This is a genomic window from Actinokineospora sp. NPDC004072 (genome assembly GCF_053604195.1).
The window spans coordinates 92,596-116,983 of the sequence record NZ_JBSGHB010000001.1 but is presented as its reverse complement, the minus strand read 5'-3'; the positions used below and the strand labels follow the sequence as shown (position 1 = coordinate 116,983).

22 protein-coding genes are annotated in these 24,388 nt (G+C 74.9%); 18 read left to right on the top strand and 4 right to left on the bottom strand.

The genetic code is table 11. The features are described 5' to 3' along the window. Positions 1-414: 414 nt before the first annotated feature. Positions 415-780 (top strand): RNA-binding S4 domain-containing protein, encoded by a 366-nt coding sequence (locus tag ACWEPX_RS00540; protein WP_451894911.1) that lies wholly within the window; start codon positions 415-417, stop codon positions 778-780. A gap of 182 nt (positions 781-962) precedes the next feature. Further along, positions 963-1,400: a DUF4383 domain-containing protein gene (locus ACWEPX_RS00535; RefSeq protein WP_451894910.1), complete on the top strand. Its 438-nt coding sequence runs from the start codon at positions 963-965 to the stop codon at positions 1,398-1,400. Between the two features lie 4 nt (positions 1,401-1,404). On the opposite strand, the gene ACWEPX_RS00530 is transcribed toward ACWEPX_RS00535, so the two are convergent. Then, positions 1,405-2,550 carry an MFS transporter gene (locus ACWEPX_RS00530; protein ID WP_451894909.1) on the bottom strand — a complete coding sequence of 382 codons (1,146 nt, stop codon included), beginning with the start codon at positions 2,548-2,550 and terminating at the stop codon, positions 1,405-1,407. A 153-nt stretch (positions 2,551-2,703) separates the two neighbouring features. Between ACWEPX_RS00530 and ACWEPX_RS00525 the strand changes: the two genes are divergently transcribed. Next, complete coding sequence (locus ACWEPX_RS00525) at positions 2,704-3,321, top strand: hypothetical protein (RefSeq protein ID WP_451894908.1); 618 nt, start codon at positions 2,704-2,706, stop codon at positions 3,319-3,321. Here ACWEPX_RS00525 and ACWEPX_RS00520 read toward each other — a convergent pair whose 3' ends face one another. Further along, a complete protein-coding gene (locus ACWEPX_RS00520) occupies positions 3,322-3,993 on the bottom strand; it encodes a Crp/Fnr family transcriptional regulator (protein WP_451894907.1) in 672 nt (223 codons plus the stop codon). Beyond that, positions 3,990-4,115: a hypothetical protein gene (locus tag ACWEPX_RS00515; RefSeq protein ID WP_451894906.1), complete on the bottom strand. Its 126-nt coding sequence runs from the start codon at positions 4,113-4,115 to the stop codon at positions 3,990-3,992. The genes ACWEPX_RS00520 and ACWEPX_RS00515 overlap by 4 nt, the downstream gene beginning before the upstream one ends. 169 nt (positions 4,116-4,284) lie before the next feature. On the opposite strand from ACWEPX_RS00515, the gene ACWEPX_RS00510 reads away from it, so the two are divergent. The 3 genes from ACWEPX_RS00510 to ACWEPX_RS00500 all read left to right on the top strand — a co-directional run bounded on the left by ACWEPX_RS00510 (position 4,285) and on the right by ACWEPX_RS00500 (position 6,889). Then, the gene (locus ACWEPX_RS00510) at positions 4,285-5,346 is read left to right on the top strand and encodes a hypothetical protein (protein ID WP_451894905.1); all 1,062 of its coding nucleotides are present in this window, start codon (positions 4,285-4,287) and stop codon (positions 5,344-5,346) included. Between the two features lie 104 nt (positions 5,347-5,450). After that, complete coding sequence (locus tag ACWEPX_RS00505; protein ID WP_451894904.1) at positions 5,451-6,119, top strand: Crp/Fnr family transcriptional regulator; 669 nt, start codon at positions 5,451-5,453, stop codon at positions 6,117-6,119. Positions 6,120-6,196: 77 nt separating this feature from the next. Then, positions 6,197-6,889: a hypothetical protein gene (locus ACWEPX_RS00500; RefSeq protein WP_451894903.1), complete on the top strand. Its 693-nt coding sequence runs from the start codon at positions 6,197-6,199 to the stop codon at positions 6,887-6,889. A gap of 15 nt (positions 6,890-6,904) precedes the next feature. On the opposite strand, the gene ACWEPX_RS00495 is transcribed toward ACWEPX_RS00500, so the two are convergent. Then, entirely contained in the window at positions 6,905-7,324 is a 420-nt protein-coding gene (locus ACWEPX_RS00495; protein ID WP_451894902.1) for a CBS domain-containing protein, read from the bottom strand. A 154-nt stretch (positions 7,325-7,478) separates the two neighbouring features. Here ACWEPX_RS00495 and ACWEPX_RS00490 point away from each other — a divergent pair, with 154 nt between their 5' ends. From ACWEPX_RS00490 to ACWEPX_RS00435, 12 genes are all read left to right on the top strand, one after another. After that, the gene (locus tag ACWEPX_RS00490; RefSeq protein ID WP_451894901.1) at positions 7,479-13,628 is read left to right on the top strand and encodes an SDR family NAD(P)-dependent oxidoreductase; all 6,150 of its coding nucleotides are present in this window, start codon (positions 7,479-7,481) and stop codon (positions 13,626-13,628) included. A 5-nt stretch (positions 13,629-13,633) separates the two neighbouring features. Next, positions 13,634-14,368: a thioesterase II family protein gene (locus ACWEPX_RS00485; protein WP_451894900.1), complete on the top strand. Its 735-nt coding sequence runs from the start codon at positions 13,634-13,636 to the stop codon at positions 14,366-14,368. Between the two features lie 53 nt (positions 14,369-14,421). Beyond that, complete coding sequence (locus ACWEPX_RS00480; protein ID WP_451894899.1) at positions 14,422-14,901, top strand: acyl-CoA thioesterase; 480 nt, start codon at positions 14,422-14,424, stop codon at positions 14,899-14,901. Between the two features lie 3 nt (positions 14,902-14,904). Continuing rightward, positions 14,905-15,735: an isocitrate lyase/PEP mutase family protein gene (locus tag ACWEPX_RS00475; protein ID WP_451894898.1), complete on the top strand. Its 831-nt coding sequence runs from the start codon at positions 14,905-14,907 to the stop codon at positions 15,733-15,735. A gap of 66 nt (positions 15,736-15,801) precedes the next feature. Continuing rightward, positions 15,802-17,019, top strand: coding sequence for an MFS transporter (locus tag ACWEPX_RS00470; RefSeq protein WP_451894897.1), 1,218 nt, complete (start codon positions 15,802-15,804; stop codon positions 17,017-17,019). Positions 17,020-17,154: 135 nt separating this feature from the next. After that, positions 17,155-18,447: an NB-ARC domain-containing protein gene (locus tag ACWEPX_RS00465; protein ID WP_451894896.1), complete on the top strand. Its 1,293-nt coding sequence runs from the start codon at positions 17,155-17,157 to the stop codon at positions 18,445-18,447. 125 nt (positions 18,448-18,572) lie between these two features. Next, complete coding sequence (locus ACWEPX_RS00460) at positions 18,573-19,847, top strand: lysine N(6)-hydroxylase/L-ornithine N(5)-oxygenase family protein (protein ID WP_451894895.1); 1,275 nt, start codon at positions 18,573-18,575, stop codon at positions 19,845-19,847. Next, positions 19,847-20,209 (top strand): cupin domain-containing protein, encoded by a 363-nt coding sequence (locus ACWEPX_RS00455; RefSeq protein WP_451894894.1) that lies wholly within the window; start codon positions 19,847-19,849, stop codon positions 20,207-20,209. Before ACWEPX_RS00460 ends, ACWEPX_RS00455 begins: the two co-directional genes overlap by 1 nt. Positions 20,210-20,214: 5 nt before the next feature. Next, a complete protein-coding gene (locus ACWEPX_RS00450; protein WP_451895253.1) occupies positions 20,215-21,732 on the top strand; it encodes a class I tRNA ligase family protein in 1,518 nt (505 codons plus the stop codon). 1 nt (position 21,733) lies between these two features. Beyond that, complete coding sequence (locus ACWEPX_RS00445; protein ID WP_451894893.1) at positions 21,734-22,708, top strand: NAD(P)/FAD-dependent oxidoreductase; 975 nt, start codon at positions 21,734-21,736, stop codon at positions 22,706-22,708. A 38-nt stretch (positions 22,709-22,746) separates the two neighbouring features. Further along, on the top strand, positions 22,747-24,039 hold the full coding sequence (locus ACWEPX_RS00440; protein ID WP_451894892.1) for an ATP-grasp domain-containing protein: 1,293 nt from the start codon (positions 22,747-22,749) through the stop codon (positions 24,037-24,039). Beyond that, the gene (locus ACWEPX_RS00435; protein WP_451894891.1) at positions 24,036-24,359 is read left to right on the top strand and encodes a hypothetical protein; all 324 of its coding nucleotides are present in this window, start codon (positions 24,036-24,038) and stop codon (positions 24,357-24,359) included. The genes ACWEPX_RS00440 and ACWEPX_RS00435 overlap by 4 nt, the downstream gene beginning before the upstream one ends. The last annotated feature ends 29 nt before the right edge of the window (positions 24,360-24,388 follow it).

The following is a 24,388-nucleotide window of genomic DNA, read 5'->3' as shown; positions in this document are numbered from 1 at the left end:
GGTAGCAGCGGGGGCGCGGTAGCGGCGGAAGGCACGGCGGCGCGACGGCGAGCGGGGTCGTGGCGGGCGACCCGGCAGCGGGCGGGTAGCAGCGGGGGCGCGGTAGCGGCGGAAGGCACGGCGGCGCGACGGCGAGCGGGGTCGTGGCGGGCGACCCGGCAGCGGGTGAGTAGCAGCGGGGGCGCGGTAGCGGCGGAAGGCACGGCGGCGCGACGGCGAGCGGGGTCGTGGCGGGCGACCCGGCAGCGGGCGGGTAGCAGCGGGGGCGCGGTCAGCGGCGGAAGGCACGGCGGCGAGCGGGGTCGTGGCGGATGGAGCGGCAGCAGGTTAGGTGGCGGCGGGTGGGTGGCGGCTAGGTGTGGGGTGGTGGTGGCGTGGGCTGATCTCGCAGGGTGTCGCTGGCATCATGGGGGTGTGGAATCCACCCGGGTGGACCGCTGGTTGTGGGCGGTTCGATTGACCAAGACCCGTCCTGACGCTGCGGCTGCTTGTCGGGGTGGGCATGTGCGGGTCAATGATCGGCCTGCGAAGCCTGCTACCACCGTCTCCCCCGGGGACGAGATCCGCGCCCGCGTGGGGGACACGACCCGGATCGTGGAGGTTGTTCGGGTTATCCAGAAGCGGGTGGGGGCGGCGGATGCGGCGACGTGCTTCATCGATCGGACGCCTGCTCCTCCGCCCGAGGCCGTCATCCCGGTGGCTCGCCGGGAACGCGGGGCCGGCAGGCCCACCAAGCGGGAGCGTCGGGTGCTCGACAAGTTCCGGTCGGGCCGCCTCTAGGCGGGCAGCGGTCGACGCCTGCCACGGTGCCTAGGGGCAACGAACGGGTCGTAGGTGGCCTTCGTAGTCGCGGGCTGGCGGCCGTCCTTGCGTCGGGTGGCGACGGCATCAATGCCGGGGACCGGATTAGCCCCGCCGCTCCCGGGGCACCCACCGGCGTGAGCCGACGTGCTGGAGGAGCGATGCCGGACGGTCGAGGCGGGGCGGCGCGGGTGCTGTGCGTGCTGCTGGGGGCGGCCCTGCTCGTCTTCGGGGTGATCGGGCTCGTGCAGGGCGGGATGAGCGGGTTCTCCGACGCGCCGGAGGGCACCGCGGAGCGCACCGACGCCCTCTTCGCCGGGTCGACGCTGCTCAGCATCATCCACGTCATCATGGGCGCGCTGGCGCTGCTGGCGGCCGTGCGCAACGGGGCGCGGCTGGTCGGGCTGTTCGGCATGATCGCCTTCGCCGGGCTGCTGGCCTACGACGTCGTGGCGCTCATCGCGGGCGACCCGGACGACCCGCTGGGCAGCCGCTGGCCGGTCACCGTCCTGCACGCCGCGGGCCTGCTGCTGTCGGTGCTGATCACCGCGCTGGCCCAGCGCGCAGCGCAGGACTTCGCCGAGCGCGACGAGGGCTAGCCGCTCACTCCCGCACGAGCACGACCAGCGCGACCGCCGCGACCAGCCCGCCCACCAGCGCCAGCGGCCGCACGCCCACCAGCGGCAGCAGCAGCCCGCCGACCAGCGCTCCCCCGCCGATCCCCACGTTGAACGCCGCCGAGCTGCCCGCTGCGGCCACCTCGGTGCTGCCCGGCGCGACCTCCAGGATCCGGCTCTGCAGCGCGGTCACCATGAACGCCATTGCGAACCCCGACAACGCCTGCAAGCCCACCGCGACGGGCTTCACCGGGCCGAACGCGAACAGGCCCAGCAGCACGGCGGCCTGCAGCGCCACCGCCAGCACCAGGACCGCGCGCGGCCACCGGCCGATGACGGCGCCGGAGAGCACGTTGCCCACCGCGCCCGCCGCGCCGCCCGCGAACAAGACCAGGCTGACCGCTTCCGGCGGGAAGCCGCTGACCTCGGTGAAGAACGCGGTCACGTAGGTGTAGGCGGTGAACATGCCGGTCACCAGCAGCGCGACCATCACCACGAGGATGCGGAAGCGCCGCGCGTCCGGCGCGGTCCCGGTGGCGGCGTGGTTGTCCTGGGGGCGCATGTTGGGCAGCACGGCGGCGATGGTGGCCAGCGCGAGCAGCCCGACGCCGCTGACCACCAGGAACGCGGTGCGCCATCCCGCCTGCTGGCCCAGCCAGGTGCCCAGCGGCACGCCGGCCACCATCGCCAGCGACGGGCCCGCGAACAGCCCCGCGATCACCTTGCCGCGCGCCGACGGCGGGAACAGCCCCGCCGCCGTCGTGGTCACCACCGACCAGAACACCGCGTGCACCAGGGCGATGACCAGCCGCGCCGCCATCAGCACCCAGTACCCCTGGGCGACCGCCGACACCCAGCACGCGGCCACGAACAGCGCCAGCAGGCCGGTGAGCAGCGTGCGGCGGGGGATGCGGCGCACCCACCGGGTCAGCGGCACCGAGGCCACCACGACGACCGCGGCGTAGCCGGTCACCAGCAGGCCGACGGCGGTCAGCGAGACGCCCAGGTCGGCGGCGATGAGCGGCAGCAGCCCGATGGGCAGGTTCTCGGTGACCACGAGCGTGAACAGCGAGAGCCCCAGGGCCGCCACCGCGACCACGGCCGCGGGCCTGCCCGTCTGGAGCGCGGTCATCGGCCTCCCCCCGTTGAGAGCGTTCTCACGATGCTCTGCCCGCCCCCGTCGGGGCAACCCGATTAGGTGGACCCGCCGGGCCCGCGTCACCCGACCGGCGATCGTTGCCGTCACCTGGGGGTGACCGCGGCCGAAGCGTGGCACGGTCGGGATATGCGCCGTCACTGCCTCGTGCTGCTCGCCGGGACGACCCTCCTGCTGGCGGGCTGCGGAGACCAGGGGATCCCGGAGCTGCTCGCCGCCCGCATGCCCCTCACCACGACCGAGACCCCGGCGACCACCGCCGACCCGGGTGCGGGCACCACCGCGCAGGCGCCACCCACGACCGACCCGGCCGCGACCAGCACCGACACGGCCGTCCCCGGCACCACGCCGCTGGACACCACCGCCCCAACCACCGCGCCGACCACCGGCCCCGACACCACCGAGCCGGAGACCACCGCGCCCGAGGCGACGACCGCCGCGCCCACGACCACCGCCGAGCCGCAGCCGGTGCGCGTGACCGCGGGCGCGGAGGTGGCCGTCCCGGAGGGCACCGGGGTCAGCTCGGTCCAGGTCGCGGAGATCCAGGGCGACCGGGTGACGCTCACCGGCACGACCACGGGCACCAACTTCACCGGCATCTGCCTGCGCAGTTGCAGCATCACCGCGCTCAACCAGGACTTCACCATCCAATTGGGACCGGGCGGCGGGGCCGTCCTCAACGACCTGCGCATCGATCTGCTCGGCGTCGACGGGGTGGTCGCCATCCTGCGGGTGGTCAAGGCGTGATCAGCCTGCGATGGCCCGCAGCGCCCCGATGTCGGTGATGCGGATGTCGCGGTAGGCCAGGCCGACCAGGCCCGCCGCGGCGAACCCGCGCAGGACCTTCTCCGCGGTCGGCAGCCGGATGCCCGCCAGCGAGGCGATGTCGGCCTGGGTGAGCGGGGCGCCGAGGTGGGTGCCGTCGGCGCGGTCGTGGCCGTAGGTCTCGGCGAGGCTGACGAGCACCCGGCTGACCCGGCCCCGCGGGTCCAGGGCCGCGGCGGCGACCCGGCGCTCGTTGGACCAGCGGAAGCGGTCGCTGAGCATGGCGGCGACCTCGATGGCGACCGCGGGGTGCGCGGCGAGGTGGGCGCGCAGCCGCTCGGCGGGGATGGCGCGGGCGGCGGTGGCGGTGCAGGTGATCACCGTGGCCGAGCGCGGTTTGCCGCTGAGCACGGACATCTCGCCCACCAGGTCGCCGCCGACCCGGATGGCGAGCAGGGCCTCGCGCTCGGTGTCGTTGGCGACCACCTTCACGCAGCCCTGGACGAGCAGGTAGGCGGTGCGGCCGTCCTCGCTCTGCCGCAGCAGGACCCGCCCGGCGGGGAACCGGACGCCGGTGCCGGTGGCGAGCAGGTCCGCCCGGTCGCGCTCGCCGAGCCTGCCCAGCAGCGACCCGACCGGCCACGGCCCGGTCACCGCCTGCTCCTGGCCCGCCTGCCGCGCGCGGTGCGGAGCAACCGCAGCAGCGACGGCGTCACCAGAGCTGTCACGACCGCGGCCACCACCTGACTGAGCACCGCCACCAGCGTCTCGATCATCGTAGCCCTCCCTCGCTCCGCCACCACGGTCCCGCCGCGAGGCCGGGCGTATCCGATACCGGTACGACATCGGCGGAATCCCTACCGGTACCGCATCCGCGCGCCCGGACGCGGTGACCGTGGCGGGCACCCGGGCCGCAGGGGCCCGGGGCGCATCCCAAGGGGAGACATGAGAACGACTCGATTCGCCGTGGTCGCCGCCGTGGCGCTGGCGGCCGCCTCGGGCACGACCGCCGCCGCGCAGGCCCGGCCCGCGCCCGCGCCCACCACCGCGGCCGTGACCGCCGCCTACGCCTATGCCTGGAACTTCGACGCCGCCGCGCCGCTGAACACGTGGTACTCGCTCGCGGGCGCGTACTCGGCCAACTCGACCGGTGGCACCAACCACGCCAAGCACAACGGAACGGGTTGGTACACCGTCTGGTTCCCGGGCGTGCCCGCCGTGGGCAGCACCATCCACGTCACCGCGTACGGCGCGGGCGACAACTACTGCACGGTCGAGTGGTGGCGCACGCCGGACGGGATCAGCGGCACCGACGCCGATGTCCGCTGCTTCACCCGCGCGGGCGCGCCCGCGGACGCGCAGTTCACCATCAGCCAGACCTACCGCGGCGTCGGCTCGGGCGCCTACGTCTGGGTGAACACGACCGGCTCGCCTTCGCCGTCCTACCAGTACAGCTCGACCGGCTCGGCGGCGACCGCGACCGGCGGGGCGGGTGTCTACACCGTCCGGCTGCCCGGTCTGGGCGGCAGCGGCGGCCACGTGCAGGTGACCGGCTACGCCGCGGACGGGCGCTGGTGCAAGGTGGGCGGCTGGGGTCCCTCCGGTGGGGCGCAGCAGATCACCGTCCGGTGCTTCACCGCGGCGGGGGTGCCCGCCGACGCGATGTTCACCCTGACCTACGTGGAGAACACCAACCTGCTGCTGGGCCCGGCCGCGCTGCCCTCGGCTTACGGCTGGGTGTCCGATTTGGGCGCGCTGAGCGCCTACTACGCCTTCGACACCAACCCGGCCGCCGCCACGACTGCCCAGCGCTGGGCCGTCGGCGGGTACCACGTGCGGTTCCCGGTCGACTTGAGCCGCGGCGTCGCGCACGTGACCGCCTACGGGGCAGGGAACCAGCGGTGCAAGGTCTCCCACTGGACCCCGGCCGACGGGGTGGCGGTCGACTGCTACCGCCCCGACGGCGCCTACGTGGACACCTACTTCGACGTCGCGTTCGCGGCCTGATCCACCGCGGACCGGTGGCCCGCCGCCCGCGGGTCACCGGTTCGGCGCAACACCCGTGCGGCCCGCTCGCTCGTTGGCGCGGTATCGGCGATCAGGGGGTGGCGATGGACCGGCCTGCGTGGCCCGCGGCGTCGCTGCTCGGCAGACTCGCCGCGCCGGTGCGCGCGGCGCTGCTGGCGCTGGGGGTGGAGGTCGCGCTGCCGCCCGGGCGGCGGATCCTGCGCCAGGGCGACCCGGGCGAATCGGTGTACGTGCTGCTGTCCGGGGCGGTGAAGGTCTCCGGCATCGACGGCGACCGCGAGCCGCTGCTGGCGATCCGCCGCGCGGGCGACGTGGTGGGCGAGATGGCGGTGCTGCTGCGGCAACCGCGCTCGGCGACGGTGACCACGTGCTTGGCGACGACCGCCCGGGTGGTGCCCGGCCAGGACTTCCGGCAGTTCCTGCGCGGGCACCCCGACGCCGCGATCGAGGTGGCCGGGGTGCTCAGCGAGCGGCTGCGGTGGGCCAACGAGCGCCGGGTGGACTTCGCCGCCCTCGACGCGCCCGCGCGCGTGCGGCGGGTGCTGGTCACGCTGGCCGAGACCTACGGCGGCGGCCGCGACCTCGGCGCGCCGCTGACCCAGGAGGACATCGCCTCGCTGGCGGGCGTGCGGCTGACGACCGCGGAGAAGGCGCTGCGCGACCTCGCCCGCCGTGGCCTGGTCCGGCTGGGTTACCGCAGCGTCGTCGTGCTTGACCTGAACGGGTTGCGCGCCATCACCCGGTCGGGCTGACCGGATTCCGCACCAGTACCGAGTTCGGGCGGGCTGGGTGCGGGAGCCTGTGCTCGACGACCCGAGAGGACGCCGCCATGGTCCACTTCTCCCGCTCCCTCTGCCTGGCGGTCGACGTCCAGGGCTACAGCGGCCGCGACGCCCCCGGCCAGGCCGACGCGCAGGCCGGGCTGGTCGCCCTGCTCGACGCGGCGGCGGACGCGGCGGGGTTGGACCGCACGGCGTGGCTGCGGCAGCAGGCGGGCGACGGCGAGCTGTCGATCGTCCCACCCGGCCAGTCGGAGATCGCGGTGGTGCAGCGGTTCCCGCTCGAACTGGCCCGGTTGGTGTTCGCCCGCAACGTCCACTCCCCCGCCGACCGGCGCCTGCGGCTGCGCTTGGCCGTCGAGCACGGACCGGTGGAGCCCGGGGCGAACGGCTTCGTGGGGGCGACCGCGGTGGCGGTGTCCCGGCTGGTCGACGCCCCCGCCGCCCGGGCGGTCCTGGCCCGGGCGGACGCCGCGCTCGTGCAGGTCCTGTCCGACCGCGTGTTCCTCGACGTGGTGCGGGGCGGCTACGCCGCCGACCCCGCGGAGTTCCAGCCGATCACCGTGCGGGTCAAGGAGTTCGAGGGGCGCGCCTGGGTCCGCGTGCCCGGCATGGCCCCGCCCGCGGCCGAGCCGCCACCGTCCGATCCCGCCGCTGCTCCTCCCGGGCAGACCGTGCACACGCGAATCGACGGAGCGGTGCAGATGAGCGGCGGCGTGATCGGGATCAACAACTCCTGGTAGGGCAGGCGCGGCGCGTCAGCTGTTGGCCGTCGCGGAGCTGATGTCGCCCAAGGCGGAATCGGAGTCCTTCTCCAAGGCGGCGTCGCCCAGCGAGAAGATGCCGACCGGCTTGCCGTTGTCCACCACGACGATCCGGCGCACGGCGTGCTCGCGCATGCGCTCGACGGCGGCATCGATGTCGTCGTCGGGGCTCGCGGTGACGATCTGGTCGGTGCACACGTCGCTCAAGTGGCAGTCGGCGAGGTTGTCGCGCTCGGCGACGGCCCGGACGACGATGTCGCGGTCGGTGACGATGCCCGCCAACTCGCCGTCGTCGACCACCAGGACGTTGCCGATGTCGCGTTCGCGCATCTTCAGCGCGGCGTCGCGCACGGCGGTGCTCCCCGGCAGCGCGACCGGCTTGGGGGTCATCACGTCACGCAGTGCCTGGCCCATTGGTCCTCCCGTGGCTACTCGATGGGTCCCGCATACCCCGGTCGGCCCCAGCGAAACCCGGCCCGCCGCGGGGAGTCAGCCCCCGGTCAGGGGCCCGTGCTTGCCTGGCATCTGCACCCTGCGCACGCAACTGATCACGCCTTGTGGAGGTACCGTGGCCCCCGTCGGCTCCCCGGACGAGCAGATCGCGATCGTCGGGATCGGGTTGCGCTTCCCCGGCGGCGCCCGCACGCCCGCCGAGTTCGCCGAGTTCCTCAAGGCCGGGCGCTCCGGCATCCGGCCGGTGCCCGACGACCGCTGGGACGTGGCCGCCTACCAGGCCGAGCCCGGGGTCGAGAAGGGCCGCATCCACAGCCCCGGCGGCGGCTTCCTCGACCGCATCGACGAGTTCGACGCGGCCTTCTTCAACATCTCGCCGAAGGAGGCCCAGTACACCGACCCGCAGCAGCGGCTGCTGCTGGAGACGACCTGGGAGGCGCTGGAGGACGCCAACCTCGACCCGGCGGCCTTCCGCGGCGGCAACGGCGGGGTCTACGTCGGCGCGGGCTCCATCGATTACGCGATGGAGCTGAACAACCTGGGCAACGAGGAGCTCGACGGGCACCTCGCCGCGGGCATCACGTTCTTCCCCATGTCCGGGCGGCTGTCCTACTTCCTCGACTGGCACGGCCCGTCCATGACCATCGACACCGCGTGCGCGTCCTCGCTGACCGCGCTGCACCAGGCCGTGGTGGGGCTGCGGCGCGGGGAGTGCGAGATCGCGGTGTGCGCGGGGGTCAACGCGCTGCACGACCCGCGCACCTCGGTGATCTTCTCCCACGCGGGCATGCTCGCCCCCGACGGGCAGTGCAAGACCTTCGACGACGCCGCCAACGGCTACGTCCGGGCGGAGGGCTGCGGGGCCCTGGTCCTGATGCGCCTGCCCGACGCCGAACGCCTCGGCGCGACGGTCGTCGCGGTGGTGCGGGGCTCGGCCGTCGGCCAGGACGGCGACGGCCCCGGCCTGTCGGTGCCCAACGGCGCGGCCCAGGTGCGGGTCATGCGGGCGGCGCTGGCCGACGCGGGGGTCGCCCCCGCCGAGATCTCCTACGTCGAGGCGCACGGCACCGGCACGCCGCTGGGCGACCCGATCGAGATGGGCGCGATCAGCGACGTGTTCGCCGAGTCGCACACCCCGCAGGCGCCGGTCGCGGTCGGCTCGGTCAAGACCAACGTCGGGCACCTCGAACCGGTCGCGGGCATCGTCGGTGTGGTCAAGACCGTGCTCCAGATGCGCGACGGGGTCATCTACCCGCACCTGAACCTCACCACCCCGTCCGGCCGCATCCCCTGGCCGCGCTACCCGGTCTCGGTCCCGACCGAGTGCGTGCCGTGGACCGCCGGGCGCAGGCGGGCGCTGGTCAACAGCTTCGGCTTCGCCGGGACGATCGCCGCCGCGGTCATCGAGGAGCCCGAGCAGGCCGCCGAGCCGGCGCCGGTGGCAGGCCCGCACGTGATCACGGTGTCGGCGAAGAACAAGCGCGCCCTGCGCAACCAGGTCGCGCGGTTCCGCGAGCGGCTCGACGACGAGTCCGACCCCGCCGACTTCTGCTACACCAGCAACGTCGGCCGCTCGCACTTCCGCCTGCGGGTGGCCGCGGTCGTGGCCGACCGGGCCGAGCTGGTGGACTTCCTGGACCGCCAGGCCGCCCGGCTGGCGACCGACGCGCCAGCCCCCGGCGAGATCGGCAAGGTGGCGTTCCTGTTCAGCGGGCAGAGCACCCAGTACCCGGGCATGGGCGCGGCGCTCTACCGGCGCTACCCGCAGTTCCGGGCGGCCTTCGACGAGTGCGACGCCCTCTTCGCCGAGCATCTGGGCCGGTCGGTGCGCGAGATCGCCTTCGGCGAGGGCGAGGAGCCCGACGAGGTGCACCAGACCCGCTACACCCAGCCCGCGCTGTTCTGCCTGGAGTACGCCCTGGCCCAGCTGTGGCTGTCCTGGGGCGTGCGGCCCAGCGCGCTGATCGGGCACAGCATCGGCGAGGTGGTGGCCGCCGCGGTCGCCGAGGTGCTCACCCTGCCCGACGCGGTCCGGCTGGTCGCCGTGCGCGCCCGGCTGATGCAGTCGGTCTCCGCGCCCGGCGGGATGGCCGCGGTGCGCGCCCCGGCCGACGCGGTGGCCCCGCTGCTGGCCGAGCACCCCGACCTGGCCATCGCCGCGGTCAACTCCCCCACCCAGTGCGTGCTCTCCGGCGGGGCGGCCGCGCTCGACGCGGTGACCGCCGCGTTGGCCGCCGACGGGGTGGAGGTGACCCGGCTCGCGGTCTCCCACGCCTTCCACTCGCCGCTGATGGCCGAGGTGTTCGCCGAGTTCCGCGCCGCGATCGCCGACCTCGCCTTCCAGAAGCCGCGCTTCCCGATCATCTCCAACGTCACCGGCAAGGTCGCCCGGTTCAAGGACCTGGGCACGCCGGACTACTGGGTGCGCCACATCGCCGAGCCGGTCCAGTTCGCCGCGGGCATGGCCGAGCTGGAGCGGCGCGGCCCGCACGCGGTGGTCGAGATCGGGCCCTCGGGGGCGCTCTCGGCCCTGGCCAAGCGCTGCGTCACCGCCGAGGACCACCGCTGGGCGCAGAGCACCGACAAGGCCGACGACGGCAGCACCATCCTGCGCGCCCTCACCCAGCTCTACACAGCGGGTGTGGGCATCCGCTGGGCGCAGGTGCACCAGGGCCGCGAGCGCCGCAAGATCACGCTGCCCACCTACGGGTTCGACCGCAGGCGCTACTGGCTGCCCGCGTCCAAGTCCCGCGCCGCGGTCGGCGCGCACCACCCGCTGCTCGGCGCGGAGACCACCGCCGAGGACGGCGCGCGCGAGTTCCGCACCCGGCTCGGCCCGCGGCTGCCCGACTACCTCGGCGACCACGTGGTCGCCGGGCAGGTCGTCTTCCCCGGCGCCGGCTACGTCGAGATGGTCCTCGCCCTGCAGGACGCGGTGTACGGCGAGACCGGCCGCACGGTGTCCGACGTGCGCATCCACGAACCGCTGTTCCTGACCGACGAGCACGAGACCGAGGTGCGCGTGCGGCTGGCCGAGCGGGCCGACGGGGTCGCCGAGGTGCGGATCACCAGCCGGGTCGCGGGCGTCGAGCGGTGCCACGCCACCGCCGCGATCGCGGGCCGGGAGGAGGGCGGCGGGCTGGTCGCCGGGCTGCTGGCGGCCGAGGCCGACGCGGGCGAGCCGGAGGAGGTGCGCGCCGCGGCGGAGGTCTACGCCGGGTTCGCCGCCGCCGGGCTGGCCTACGGCCCGCAGTTCCAGCGGCTGGACGCCAACGCCCGCCACGGCCGCTTCACCGCGGCCGACCTGCGCGGCTCCCGCGAGCCGGGGCCCGACCACCTGCCGCCGCCGATCCTCGACGGCGCCCTGCACGCCCTCGCCTGCCTGGTCGACGACGGCGACCACTACCTGCCGGTGCGCTTCGGCGGCGTCCGGCTGCTGCGCAAGCCCCGGGCGGAGGCGCTGCGCGTGCTGGCGCGGCTGCGCGACACCGCCGCCGAGGGCGTCGACCTCGCCGCCGACCTGGTGGTCCTGCAGGGCGACCTGCCCGTGGTCGAGGTGCGGGACCTGGGGCTCAAGCGGCTGGCCGAGGGCACCGGCGGCCAGGGCCGGTCCTTCCTGCACCGCCCGGCCTGGCTCAAGCGCTCCCAGCGCGGCCCGCTGCTGGAGCAGCCGCGGCGCGTCCTGGCCGTGGGCGGACCCGAGCTGGAACCGGACGACTCGGAAGACGTCGTCGTGCACGCCGCGAACGCCGCCCGCGCCGCTGAGCTGGTGCGCGAATCCGCCTTCACCGACGTGTGCTGGTTCTGGCGCACCGGCGAGGGCCCCACCACCGAGCCCGGGCTGCGCGCCGAGTGCGAGGACAACTACCGGGACCTGCTCGACCTGCTGGCCGCGCTGGACGCCGCCGGGTTCGGCGGCGACCAGCGGCTGTGGCTGGTCACCCGGCGCGCCCAGGTGCTGCCCGGGGACGCCCCGGACGACCGCGGCGCGGCGGCGGCGACGCTGTGGGGCTTCGGGCACACGCTGCTCAACGAGCGCCCCGGCTACCGGACCACGCTCATCGATCTGCCCGGCGTCGGCGTCGATCACCTGGTGGCCGAGCTGCGCAGCCGCGACGGCGGGGAGTTCCAGCTCGCCTACCGCGGCGGGCACCGGCACGTGCGGCGGCTGCTGCCGCTGCGCCCCGGCCAGGACGCGGGCAACGTGGCGCTGTCCATCAAGGACTACGGCGGGTTCGCGGGCGTGCGGCCCGTCCCCGCCGACGACGTCGCCCCGGTGGGCGACCAGATCCAGGTCCGGGTGCACGCCGCCGGGCTCAACTTCAAGGACGTGCTCAACGCGCTGGGCATGCTCAAGGAGCACGCCGAGAGCCGCGGCGCGGAGTACCGGCCGCTGCCGCTGGGGTTCGAGTGCGCGGGGACCGTGGTGGCCGCCGGGCCGGACGCGGAGTTCGAGATCGGCGCCGAGGTGATCGTCAACTACGCGGGGCTCATGCGGCGGCTGGCCACCGTGCCGTCCGCGGCCGCGGTGCGCAGGCCCGCCCGGATCACCGCCGACGAGGGCGCGGGCCTGGCCTCGGCCTACGTCACCGCGCACTACGCCCTGCACACCCTCGCCGGGATGAAGGCCGGAGACCGGGTGCTCATCCACGCCGCGGCGGGCGGGGTCGGCCAGGCCGCGGTGCAGCTGGCCAAAGCGGCGGGCGCGACGGTGTTCGCCACCGCCAGCCCGCACAAGTGGGACGTGCTGCGCGCCCAGGGCGTTGAGCACCTGATGAACTCGCGCACGCTCGACTTCGCCGATGAGATCGTGGCGGCGGGCGGGGTGGACATCGTCCTCAACAGCCTGAACAAGGACTTCATCCCCGCTGGGCTGCGGGCGCTCGCCCCCGGCGGGCGGTTCGTGGAGCTGGGCAAGGTCGGGGTGTGGACAGCCGATGAGGTGGCCGCGGCCCGGCCCGACGTGCGCTACCACAACTTCGACCTCAGCGAGCTGCCCGAGGCCGACGCGGTCGCGCTCAACAAGCGCGTGCTGACCGAGGTCGCCGAGGGCATCGCGGACGGCGACCTGGAGCCGATCACCACCACCCGGTACTCCCTCGACGAGGTCGAGGAGGCGTTCGGGGTGCTCAGCCGCGGCGCGAACGTCGGCAAGCTCGTCATCGGCTTCACCGACGAGCGGGCCGAACCGGTCGCGGTGCGGCCCGACCGCACCTACCTGATCACCGGCGGGCTCGGCGCGCTGGGCCTGGTCACCGCCCGCAAGCTGGTGGACCTGGGGGCCCGGCACCTGGTGCTGGTCGGCAGGCAGGGCATCCCCCGGCCCGACGCCGCCCACCTGCTCGACCGGCTCGGCCCGGCCGAGGTCACCGTCTGCCGCGGCGACGTCGGCGACAGCGCCGACCTGCGGCGCGTCGAGGCCGTCCTGGCCGGGCTCCCGCACCCCGTCGGCGGGGTCGTGCACGCCGCGGGCGGGCTGGCCGACGCGCCGGTCTCCGCGCAGACCTGGGAGAGCCTCGACGCGGTGTTCCAGTCCAAGGTGTACGGCGGGTGGCTGCTGCACGAGTTCGCCCAGCGCCAGCCCGAACTGGACTTCTTCCTGCTCTACTCCTCCGCTGCCTCGGTCGTCGGCGGCCCGGGGCAGGCCAACTACGCCGCCGCCAACGCCTTCCTCGACCGGCTCGCCCACCGCAGGGCCGCGGCCGGGCTGCCCGCCACCGCGCTCAACTGGGGGCCGGTCGCCCAGCTGGGCATGTCGGCGCGGCTGGACGAGCAGCACGCCAAGGCGTTCGAGGCCGACGGCGTGGCGTTCTTCAGCCCCGCCAAGGCCATGCGGGCGCTGGAGTCGCTGCTGGCCGAGCCGCGGCCGCAGGCCGCCGTCGGCGAGTGCGACTGGAACCGGTTCGTCTCGACCAAGCCGCTGGCCAACGCGCTCTACCAGGAGCTGACCCGAGATTCCGGGGCGGCGGCCGCGGGCATCGACCTCGACGCGCTGCGCTCGGCCGCGCCCGCCGAGCGGCGCGGCGCGATCGACCGGTTCATCCGGGCCAAGGTGGCCGACGTCCTGCACTTCACCGACGTCGACGACGTGGACTCCCGGGCCCGCTTCGCCCAGCTCGGCCTGGACTCGCTGGTCGCGGTGGAGCTGAAGAACGCCCTGGAGGTCGCCTTCGGGGTCCCGCTGCCCGCCACCGTCGCCTTCGACCACCCCAGCGCCCACGACCTGGCCGGGTTCATCGACGGCCTGCTGACGGCGCGGGTGTGACGGCCATGTGGTTGCAGCCCCCCACCGCCGACGGCGACCTGCGCCTGCTGCTGTTCCCGCCCGCGGGCGCGGGCGGCGCGGTCTTCCGCGACTGGCCGGGCCTGCTCCCCCGCGGCGTCTGCGCCCAGGTGGTCACCCTGCCCGGCCGCCTCGACCGCTGGCGGGAGCCCGCGCGCACCGACTTCGACGCCTTCGTCCCCGAGCTGTGGGCGGCGCTGGAGCCGGAGCTGGACGACCGCCCGTACGCGCTGTTCGGGCACAGCATGGGCGCGATGCTGGCCTACGCCCTCACGCAGGCGATCGACGCCGACGGGGCCGAGCCGCCGGTGCTGCTGGCGGCCTCGGCGTGGGCGCCGGTCGGGTTCGCCACCCCGACGGTGGCCCACGCCCGCCAGCCCGAAGCCGGGCTCATCGCGTGGTTGCAGGCCACCGGGTCGCTGCCCGCGGAGATCATGGCCGACCCCGGCGCGCTGGCCATGGTGCTCCCCGCGCTGCGGGCGGACCTGGAGCTGTGCGCGGGCTACGCCGATGCCGACGCCAAGATCAGCTGCCCGGTGGTGACCTACAGCGGGCGGTCGGACCCGCTGCTGGCCCCCGGCGCGATGGCGTCGTGGACCACCCGGACGGCTGACCACCTGGGCCACCGGGAGTTCCCCGGCGGGCACTTCTACCTGATCGACCACGCCCTGACCGTCGTCACCGACCTCGTGGGCGCGCTGCGCGCGGCGGCCCGCCCATGATCACCCTGCCAGACTCGGCCCCGACCGGTGACCAGCGGCTGAAGGAGCCAGCGATGACCGACCTGACCGACCACCCCGAGCACGGCGTCGTGGCCGTCCTCCCGGTCCACTTCGGCGACCTGGACGCGATGGGGCAGCTGCACAACGCCCGCTACATCAACCTGGTCGAGCAGGCGGGCGAGGCCGTCCTGGCCAAGATCGGACTCGGCTACCGCGACGGTAAGATCACCCACCCGGACATGTTCGCCGCCATCCGCGAGCTGCACATCTCCTACCAGTACCCGGTGCGCTCCACCGGAGCGGTCGCCGTGCACCTCTGGATCGAGGCGCTGGGCACCTCCAGCCTCCGCTGGGGCTTCCGGGTGCACTCGCTCGACGGCTCGGTGACCCACGCGGAGGGCCACCGCACGGTCGTGAAGGTGGACCCGGCCACGGGCAAGTCCGCGCCGTGGACCGACGAGACCCGCGCGGCGGCGTCCGGGCTGATGCGGGCGCAGGAGCCCGCGAATCCGGTCAACCACAGGGAAAGGTGACGTGTGAACGACAAGCAGAGCGCCAGGGCCAGCGCGTTCCGGGCGATGCACGCCGAGGGCGTGCTCGTCCTGGCGAACGCCTGGGACGCGGGCAGCGCGGCGCTGATCGCCAGGGGCGGGGCCCGGGCGGTGGCCACCACCAGCGGCGGGGTGTCCTGGTCGCTGGGCAAGCAGGACGGCCAGGCGCTGACCCGCGCCGAGATGGCCGAGCAGGTCCGGCGGATCTGCACGGCGGTGGACGTGCCGGTGACCGCCGACGTCGAGGGCGGCTACGGGCCCGGCCCCGACGACGTGGCCACCACCGTCACCGCGGTGATCGAGGCGGGCGCGGTCGGGGTGAACATCGAGGACTCGATCGTCCCCGGGCAGCCGCTGTTCACCGTGGACGAGCAGTCCCGCAGGCTGCGGGCCGCGCGGGCGGCCGCCGACTCGGCGGGCCTGCCGGAGCTGGTCGTCAACGCCCGCACCGACGTCTACCTCTTCGGCGTCGGCGAGCCGGAGGGCCGCTTCGACGACGTGGTCGCGCGGGCCGCGGCCTACGCCGAGGCCGGGGCCGACTGCCTGTTCGTGCCCGGCCTGGTCGACCTGGAGGTGCTGACCGCGCTGGTGAAGGCGGTGCCGCTGCCGGTCAACGTGATGGCGGGCCCGGGCGCGCCGACGGTGGCGGAGTTCGAGGCCGCGGGCGTGCGGCGGGTCAGCTTGGGCACGGCGGTCAGCCAGGCCGCCTACAGCCTGGCGCAGCGGGTCGCGGCCGAGCTGGTCGAGCACGGCACGTACGGCGAGCTGGCGGGGGCGCTCGACTTCGGCAGCGTCAACAGCGTGTTCACCCGGTAGGACGAGCCAGCGCCGGGACGCCCCCGACCGGGGCGTTCCGGCGTGCTGACCGCAGATGGGGGCGCCATGCGCGCGACGAAGACCGACGGCGGGGTCCTGGCCAGCGTGCGCGCCACGCCGGTCGCGGTCCGGTTCCTGCTGGGCGGGGTGCTGGTCAACCAGCTCGGCGCGTTCGTCCAGACGTTCATGGTGCTCTACCTGGCGGAGCGGGGTTTCGCGCTCGGGCAGGCGGGCGCGGTGCTGACCGCCTACAGCGCGGGCGCGGTCGGCGGCACGCTGCTCGGCGGCGAGCTGACCCACCGGCTGGGCCCGCGCGCCACGATCACCGCCGCGATGGGCGCGTCGGCGGTCATCCTCGGCGCCGCACCGGCGCTGAGCACCCCGGTCCGCTTCCCCGCGCTGCTGGCGGCGATGGCGCTGGCCGGGCTGGCCACCCAGGCGTACCGGCCCGCGGCCGCGGTGCTGCTGACCGACCTGATGCCCGCCGAGCACCGGGTGATGGGCTTCTCCATGCTGCGCATCGCCATGAACGCGGGCGCGGCAGCGGGTCCGCTCGTCGCCGCCGGGCTGATCCTGCTGGACTGGGACCTGCTGTTCTACTTCGACGCCGCCACCGCCCTGCTGTTCGCCGCGCTGGCCCGCGCGCTGCTGCCGGACACCGCCGCGCCGCGGGGCGAGCGGGCCGGGCGCGTCGGCGGGTCGGGCTACGCCGACCTGCTGCGCGACCGCCGGTTCCTGCTGTTCCTCGTCGCCGTGCTGGTCGGCGCGGTGGTGTACGTGCAGTACACCGTCGCGCTGCCGTTGAAGATCACCGCGGACGGCCACTCCACGGCGGTCTACAGCGCGGTGCTGGCCACCGCGTCCCTGGTGCTGATCCTGGCCGAGCTGAAGGTGACCTCCTACGTCAGGCACTGGCCGCCGCACGTGGCGGGCGCGGTGGGCACGGCGGTGATGGGGCTGGGCGCGGCCGGGTACTGGCTGGCGGGCGGGGTGGTCCCGCTGCTGGCCACGACGGTGGTGTTCGTGGCGGGCATCATGATCAGCGGGCCGAGCATGTTCGCCCACCCCGCCACCTACCCGGTCGCGGTGCGCGCCCGGTTCGTCGGCGCCCACCAGGCGGCCTTCGGCCTCGGCATGGCGATCGGGCCGACCGCCGGGGTGCTGGCGTGGTCGGCGCTGGGCGGCGGGGTGTGGCCGCTGTGCGGGCTCGGCTGCCTCATCGCCGCGGCGCTGCTGCTGGTCGGCATGCGCAGGCCCAATCGCGCGGAACTGGCCGCTGAATAAGCGCTGACACATTCCGCACGCCGCGCTGACGCAATACCGACAAATGCGCAGGATAGGCCGATCGGTGGCTGGAAAGTTTCCACCTCCCGCCCGCACAGTTGTCGCAAAGCGATAGGCGACCGGGAGGCTTCGACAATGGGCAGGCCGGAGAAACCCGTCGACGCGGCGGGCGGGGCGGTTGCGGCGTTCGCCAGCGAGCTGCGCGCCTTGCGGGCGCAAGCGGGCAACCCCACCTATCGGGACATGGCCCGGGCGGCGATGTACTCCTCATCGGTGCTCTCCAGCGCGGCCAGCGGGCGGCGGCTGCCGACGCTCAAGGTCGCGCTGGCCTTCGCCACCGCGTGCGGCGGCGACCGGGAGACCTGGCGGCGGCGCTGGCTGGCCGCCGCCGACGCCCGGCCGCCCGAGCAGGCCGAGCCGCCCGCGCGGCCCGGGCTCCCCCGCCCCGCGCAGCTCCCGCTGCGCCCGCGCGGGCTGGTCGGCCGGGACCGGGAGCTGGCCTGCCTGGCCGAGCGGTCGGCCTCGCCGGTGCTGGTCTGCGGGCCGGTCGGGGTCGGCAAGACCCAGCTCGCCCTGCGCCACGCCCACGGCATCGCCGCGGCCATGCCCGACGGCCAGCTCTACGCCGACCTCGACCCGCTGCCCGACGGCGAGGCGGGCGCGGGCGCGGTGCTGGCGGGCTTCCTGGCCGCGCTGGGCGTGCCCGCCTCGGCGCTGCCCGGGTCGACCGACCAGCGCGCCGCGCTGTACCGGTCGCTGCTGGCCGAGCGGCGGCTGGTCGTGCTGCTGGACAACGTGCGCGACGAGCGCCAGGTCCGCCCGCTGCTGGTCGAGTCCCGCACCAGCGCCACGGTGGTGGTCAGCCGCTCGTCGCTGCCCGGCCTGCACGGCGTGCGCAGGCTGCGGGTGGACGTGCTGAGCAGGGCGGACGCGGTCGCCGTGCTCGCCGCGGCCGCGGGCGCCCGGGCGGGCGGCGACCCCCGAACCTGCGCCCAGCTGGCCGAGTCGTGCGGTGACCTGCCGCTGGCCCTGGACATCCTGGCCCGCAAGCTGGCCGCCCGCCCGCACGAGCCGCTGCACCTGGTGGCGGGCCGGGTGGCCGACCCGGTCGCGGCGCTGGGCTGGCTGCGCGTGGGCGACCTGTCGGTCTGGGAGTCGCTGGACTCCGCCTGCGGCCGCCTGTCCGCGCCCGCGTGGGACCTGCTGACCCGGCTGGCCCGGCTGCCCGCAGAGCAACCGGTGTGGTCCTGCGGCCGGGTCGACGGCAGCGGGGAACCGGTGGCCGGGGACCTCGTCGTCGACCTCGCCGACGCCGGATTGCTGCGCCACGGTCGGCTGGCGGGCGCATTTCTGCTCGACCGGTTCGTCCGCGCATTTGCATTGACCGCCGCCGCCCTGGTCGGCGCCCGGGAATTGATTCACCATTGATGCGGCGATGCGGACGGCCGCGCAGTCAACCCCGACCGGCCGGTTGAATTGGAGCAGAACGCGCCGCCGGCATTTCCCCGGCGGCCGCGCATTTGCGCCACAGACCACGACAGATCGGGGTGGATGTGACCGACCAACAGGTGGATGTCCTGGCCATCGGAGCCGGGCCCGCGAACCTGGCCCTGGCGGTGGCCATCGAGGAGTCCGGCGCGACCGGGCTCGCGGCGAGCACGCTGGTGCTGGAGCAGCACCCGGACACCCGCTGGCAGCGCAACCTGCTGCTGCCGTGGGCGCGCAGCCAGGTGTCCTTCCTCAAGGACCTGGTGACCCTGCGCAACCCGCGCAGCCGCTTCTCCTTCCTGAGCTTCCTGCACGAGCGCGGCAAGCTCGACGAGTTCGTCAACCTGGGCACCTTCAACCCGTACCGGTGGGAGCTGTCGGAGTACATGCAGTGGGTGGCGAACTCGCTGGAGCAGGTGCGGGTGCGCTACAACGCGCGGGTCGAGCGGATCGACCCGCAGCGCGAGGCCGACGGCACGCTCTCGGGCTGGGTGGTCTCGCTGGGCAACGGCGAGACCGTGCGCTGCCGCGACCTGGTCGTCGGCACCGGCCGCGACGCGCGGGTGCCCGACGTCTTCGCCGAGCTGCCCAAGAACTCGGTCATCCACAGCACGCAGTACTGCTCGCGCATCACCGAGGTGCCGACCGACCAGCCCGTCCGCGTCGTGGTGGTGGGCGGGGCGCAGAGCGCGGCGGAGATGTTCATGGCGGTGCACCAGGACCTGCCGCTGAGCAAGCCGACGCTGGTGCTGCGCTCGATCGGCCTGCGCAACTACCAGACCAGCAAGTTCGTCAACGAGCTGTTCTACCCGTCCTTTGTGGACGACTTCTACCACTCCCCGCCGCAGGCGCGGGCGCAGATCCTCGACGAGATGCACCTGACCAACTACGCGGGCCTGGCCCCGCCGTTCCTCGACGACCTGTACTCGATGCTCTACCAGCAGCGCATGCTGGGCACGCCGCGCTCGGCGGTGCGGGCGATGACCGAGGTCGTCGCCGCCCGCTCCGAGGGTGACGAGGTGGTGCTGGACGTGCGCGACCGCAGGACCGGGGCGGTGGAGTCGCTGCGCTGCGACCTGGTGCTGCTGGGCACCGGCTACGACCCGCGCATGCCCAGGATGGTCCGCGACCTCGCCGAGCGGGCCGGGCTGCCCGACATCGCCGTCAGCAGGCGCTACCGCGTGGAGACCGGCGACGACGCCCGGGGCGCGATGTACCTGCAGGGGGTCAACGAGGCCACCCACGGCATCGCCGACTCGCTGATCAGCGTGCTGGCCCACCGGTCCCAGGACATCCTCGCCGACCTGCTCGACCGGCGCGCCGCGGTGGGGAGCCGCTGATGCGCATCCGCAAGCGGGACCGGGCGAAGCTGAGCCCGGCCTACGGCATCGAGGGCGAGCGGCTGCTGCCGTGGCCCGCGCTCACCGCGCCGTTCGAGGGCGCGTGGTGCGTGGTGCGGCCCGGTGGGGAGTCGGTGGCGCACGACCACCACGAGCACGAGATCTTCATCGCGATGGCGGGCCGGGCGCGCCTGGTGGTCGACGGCGAGGCGCACGAGTTCGCCGCGGGCGACATCGCCCACCTGCCCCCGGGCTGCACCCACCGGGTGGTCAACGACTCGGTCGCGGACTTCGAGTACTACGGCATCTGGTGGGACGCGGCGATGTCGGCGCGCTTCCTGGACGAGGAGGCGCTGCGGTGAAGCTGATGGTCCTCTCCCCCGCCCCCACCGCCAACGGCGACCTGCACCTGGGCCACATCGCAGGCCCCTTCCTGGCCGCCGACGTGTTCACCCGCTACGCGCGCGCCGCGGGCCACGAGGCTGTCCTGGGCACCGGCGCCCAGGACAGCCCGACCTACGTGGTGACCACCGCGCAGCGGCTCGGCGTCGACCCGGGCGAGCTGGCCGAGCGCTCGACCAAGCAGATCGAGGCCACCCTGGCCGCGATCGGCATCGCCTACGACGGGTTCACCCGCGGCGACGACCGCTACACCAAGACCGTGCTGAACTTCGTCGACCGGCTGCACTCGGCCGGGAAGCTGCGGCTGCGGGCGATGCCGTTCCCGTACTCCCCGCGCACCGGCCAGTACCTGGTGGACGGCTACGTGCGGGGCGGCTGCCCGGTGTGCCTGGCCGACGGGTGCGCCGGGATCTGCGAGAGCTGCGGGCACCCGTGCGCGGCGGGCGAGCTGGTCGAGCCGCGCTCCACCGAGCACCCCGGCGACCCGCTGGAGCTGCGCGAGGTCGAGGTGCTGGTGCTCCCGCTGGAGGAGCACCGCGCGGGGCTGGCCGAGTACTTCGAGCGCACCCGCGCCACCCTGCGCCCGCACATGGCGCAGGCCATCGCGGAGATGCTGGCCCGGCCGCTGCCGGACTACCCGATCACCTACCCCACCGGGTGGGGCATCCGGGCCCCGTACCCCGAGGTCGCCGGGCAGGTGGTCAACCCGAACGCGGAGGCGGGGCCGTGGCCGGTGGCCGCCGCGGCGCTGGCCGCCGAGGCGGGCGGGGCGGTGCTCTCCGGCGACGACGACCCGTTCCTTGCCGACTCCGGCTGGCGGACGGTGCTGTTCCACGGCTTCGACAACACCTTCCCGTTCGGGATCGCGCTGGTGGCCATGCTGCTGGCCAACGGCGACCGCTACGCGCTGCCGGAGCGGTTCGTCGCCAACGAGTTCTACGAGCTGGAGACCGAGAAGTTCTCCACCAGCCGCGGGCACGCGGTGTGGGGGTGCGACCTGGCCGCGGAGGTGCCGCGCGACCTGATCCGCTTCTACCTGGCGGTGACCAGCCCCGAGCACCAGCGCACCGACTTCAGCCGCGCGGTGCTGGAGCGGATCGCCATCTCCCGGCTGGTCGACCCGTGGAACCGGGTGGTGGCGAAGGCGGCGGCGTTCGCGGGCCGGACCCTGCCGGTGTCGGCGCGCTCGCGCACGGCGGTGGCCAGGATGGGCGAGCGGTTCGCGGCCTGCTACGAGCTGGACGCCTTCAGCCTGCACCGGGCCGCGGGCGCGATCACCGAGCAGCTGGCCCGGCTCGACCGCCTGCCGGTCACCGACGCACGCGCGGGCGACTTCTGCCACGAGGTCGACGCGCTGCTGCGCTGCGCGGCGCCCATCCTGATCGACCTCGCCGCGCGGGCGGGGGTCGAGCCCGGGCTGCCCGCCGGGTCGGCGCAGATCACCGTGCGGCCGCTGCCGCGGCTGAGCACGGCGGTGGCCTGAGGTGTTCCGGCATGTGCTGGTGGTGGGCGCGGGGGTGGCGGGGCTGCTGACCGCCGTCCGGTGCGCCGCGGCGGGGCACCGGGTCACGGTGCTGGACCGGGGCCCGATCCCGAACCCGGCGTCGACCTCGTTCGACCAGCACCGGGCGCTGCGCGACCTCGCGCCCGCCCCCTGGGTCGAGCTGGAGGCGCAGCTGGGCGAGCGCTTCTTCCGGCGGGTCGGGGTGATCACCGCGGTGGCGCCGGAGGAGGCGGTCGGCCTGCCGCTGGCGGCGCCCGCCGCGCACCGGCCGGTCCGCTTCCCGCGCGGAGCGGTGCGGGTCTTCGACCCGGACGCGGGCGTGCTCCTGGCCGACCGGGTGCTGCGCGCCGCGGTCCGCTGGCTGTCCCGGCACCCGCTGGTCAGCCTGCGGCCCTGGCAGCCGGTGTCCGCTGTGGACTGCGATGCCCCCGCGGTCACCACGGCCCGGGGGCAGCGGATCGACGCGGACGTGCTGCTGGTGGCGGCCGGGCCGTGGACGCGGGAGCTGGTCGCCGCGCCCGCGGTGCTGCACCGGCAGACGATGGTCTACCTGGCCCCGCCCGCGGGCCTGGCCCGCTGGTGGGAATCGGCCCCGTGCATGGGCCAGGCGGGGCCGGACGGCCGGTGCTGGGTCGTCCCGCCCGGCGCCGGGACGCTGCTCAAGATCAGCACAGCCGCGGCCTGCCGGGAGCCGGGCTCGCTCGACGCCGAGGAGGACGAGCAGCGCTGGGTGCGGGCGGTCCTGCGCTCCGGCGTGCTGGTCGACGCCGACCGCTACACCGTGGTGGCCACCCGCCGCTGCCACTACACCACCGACCCGCGGACCGGAGCTGGGGCGCTGACCCGGGTCGGCCCCGCCGCCTGGGTCCGCGCCGCGACCGGCGGCGACGGGTTCCGCACCGCGCCCGAGGTCGCCGCGCGGATCGCCGAGGCGCTCACCGCGGTGCCCGCGTGACCCCGCCCCGAAGGGGTCGAACCGGAGAGGAAGGGCAGATGGACAAGCAGGCGCTGCTGGTGGTCGGCAGCGGGCTCAAGGTCTACCGGGAGTACCTGGTCACCTCGGCCGCGGCCAGGGCGAGGGCGGCCGGGGTGGAGCTGGTGCTGGTCAACAACCTGCACCCGACCTGGCAGCACGACCACTTCGCCGAGATCACCGTCGCCAACATCTTCGACCACGACGTGCTGCGCGCCGAGGCCAGGGCGGCGGCGCGGCGGTGGTCGGTGGTCGGCGTGCTGTGCTGGGACGAGCCGCTGGTGATGCCCGCCGCCGAGCTGGCCGCCGAGTTCGGCGTGCCTGGGCTCGGCGTCGCCGGGGTGCGCGGGTGCCGGGACAAGAAGCGCACCCGGACCCTGCTGACCGACGCGGGCCTGCCGCAGCCCGGTCACGCCATGGCCGCCAGCCTCGGCCAGGCCAGGGCCGCCGCGGCCGAGATCGGCTACCCGGTGGTGGTCAAGCCCCGCGCGCTCGGGGCGAGCATGGGCGTCGTCCTCGTGCGCGATCCGTCCGAACTGGACCGCGCCTACCAGGTCGCGCACGAGGCCAGCCTGATCGGCGACGCGCCCTACCGGGGCGGGGCGATCGTGGAGGGCTACGCCGACGGGCCGGAGATCAGCGTGGACGGCGCGGTCCACAAGGGCGAGTACCTGCCGATGTTCATCGCCCGCAAGCAGACCGGGCACGCGCCGTACTTCGAGGAGGTCGGCCACACCGTCGACGGCGCCGATCCGCTGCTGGCCGACGCCGAGTTGCTCGACACCGTGGCCCGGGCGCACCGGGAGCTGGGCGTGGAGAACGGCATGACGCACACCGAGGTGCGGCTGACCGCGCGCGGGCCGGTGATCATCGAGGTCAACGGCAGGCTGGGCGGCGACCTCATCCCCTACCTGGGCAAGCTGGCCACCGGCATCGACCCCGGCGAGGTGCTGGTCGACGTGGCGACAGGCAACCGCCCGGACACCGCGCCGACCCGCGCGGCGGTGGCGGGCATCCGGTTCGGCTACCCGGAGACCGACTGCGTCGTGCGGTCGGTGCGCGTCCCGCGGTCCGCGCCGGGGCTGGTGGCCGCCGCGCCGATGGTGGACCCCGGGACGACCCTGCGGCTGCCGCCCGGCGGGTACATCGCCCGGCACTCGTTCGTGGTGTGCTCGGCGGCCGACACCGCGACCTGCGAGCAGCGGCTCGCCGCGGCCGCCGCCGCGGTCGAGGTCGACGCCGAGCCGATCGCCGCCAAGCCCGCGGGCGCGGCCTTCGAGCTGCCCGCCGGACTCCTGGACGCGGACGTATGATCAACTACGACGGCCGCCGCTTCCGCAAGGCGGGCGGCGGCGACGGGACGGAGGCGCGCTACCACCAGGACGGCGACCTGGTCTGGGCCGAGTTCACCGGCGGCGCGGTCCGCCGCGGCTCGGTCACCGGCCGCTGCGACCCCGACGGCACGCTGCGGCTGGCGTACACGATGGTGCTGGCGGGCGGCGAGATCATCGCGGGCAGCACGGTCAACACCCCCACCCGCGACCCCCGCGGCCTGCTGGTGCTGCGCGAGGAGTGGGAGCGCTTCGGCGACCACGCCGCATCCGGCGTGTCCTACCTGGAGGAGGTGCCGTGATGGGCGTCGCGCTGACCGGCTCGATATGC

Coding starts and splice junctions, on each gene's coding strand:
- ACWEPX_RS00535 (WP_451894910.1), top strand. CDS start 963: ATGCCGGACGGTCGAGGCGGGGCGGCGCGGGTGCTGTGCGTGCTGCTG.
- ACWEPX_RS00530 (WP_451894909.1), bottom strand. CDS start 2,550: ATGACCGCGCTCCAGACGGGCAGGCCCGCGGCCGTGGTCGCGGTGGCG.
- ACWEPX_RS00525 (WP_451894908.1), top strand. CDS start 2,704: ATGCGCCGTCACTGCCTCGTGCTGCTCGCCGGGACGACCCTCCTGCTG.
- ACWEPX_RS00515 (WP_451894906.1), bottom strand. CDS start 4,115: ATGATCGAGACGCTGGTGGCGGTGCTCAGTCAGGTGGTGGCCGCGGTC.
- ACWEPX_RS00510 (WP_451894905.1), top strand. CDS start 4,285: ATGAGAACGACTCGATTCGCCGTGGTCGCCGCCGTGGCGCTGGCGGCC.
- ACWEPX_RS00505 (WP_451894904.1), top strand. CDS start 5,451: ATGGACCGGCCTGCGTGGCCCGCGGCGTCGCTGCTCGGCAGACTCGCC.
- ACWEPX_RS00500 (WP_451894903.1), top strand. CDS start 6,197: ATGGTCCACTTCTCCCGCTCCCTCTGCCTGGCGGTCGACGTCCAGGGC.
- ACWEPX_RS00495 (WP_451894902.1), bottom strand. CDS start 7,324: ATGGGCCAGGCACTGCGTGACGTGATGACCCCCAAGCCGGTCGCGCTG.
- ACWEPX_RS00485 (WP_451894900.1), top strand. CDS start 13,634: ATGTGGTTGCAGCCCCCCACCGCCGACGGCGACCTGCGCCTGCTGCTG.
- ACWEPX_RS00480 (WP_451894899.1), top strand. CDS start 14,422: ATGACCGACCTGACCGACCACCCCGAGCACGGCGTCGTGGCCGTCCTC.
- ACWEPX_RS00470 (WP_451894897.1), top strand. CDS start 15,802: ATGCGCGCGACGAAGACCGACGGCGGGGTCCTGGCCAGCGTGCGCGCC.
- ACWEPX_RS00465 (WP_451894896.1), top strand. CDS start 17,155: ATGGGCAGGCCGGAGAAACCCGTCGACGCGGCGGGCGGGGCGGTTGCG.
- ACWEPX_RS00455 (WP_451894894.1), top strand. CDS start 19,847: ATGCGCATCCGCAAGCGGGACCGGGCGAAGCTGAGCCCGGCCTACGGC.
- ACWEPX_RS00450 (WP_451895253.1), top strand. CDS start 20,215: ATGGTCCTCTCCCCCGCCCCCACCGCCAACGGCGACCTGCACCTGGGC.
- ACWEPX_RS00440 (WP_451894892.1), top strand. CDS start 22,747: ATGGACAAGCAGGCGCTGCTGGTGGTCGGCAGCGGGCTCAAGGTCTAC.
- ACWEPX_RS00435 (WP_451894891.1), top strand. CDS start 24,036: ATGATCAACTACGACGGCCGCCGCTTCCGCAAGGCGGGCGGCGGCGAC.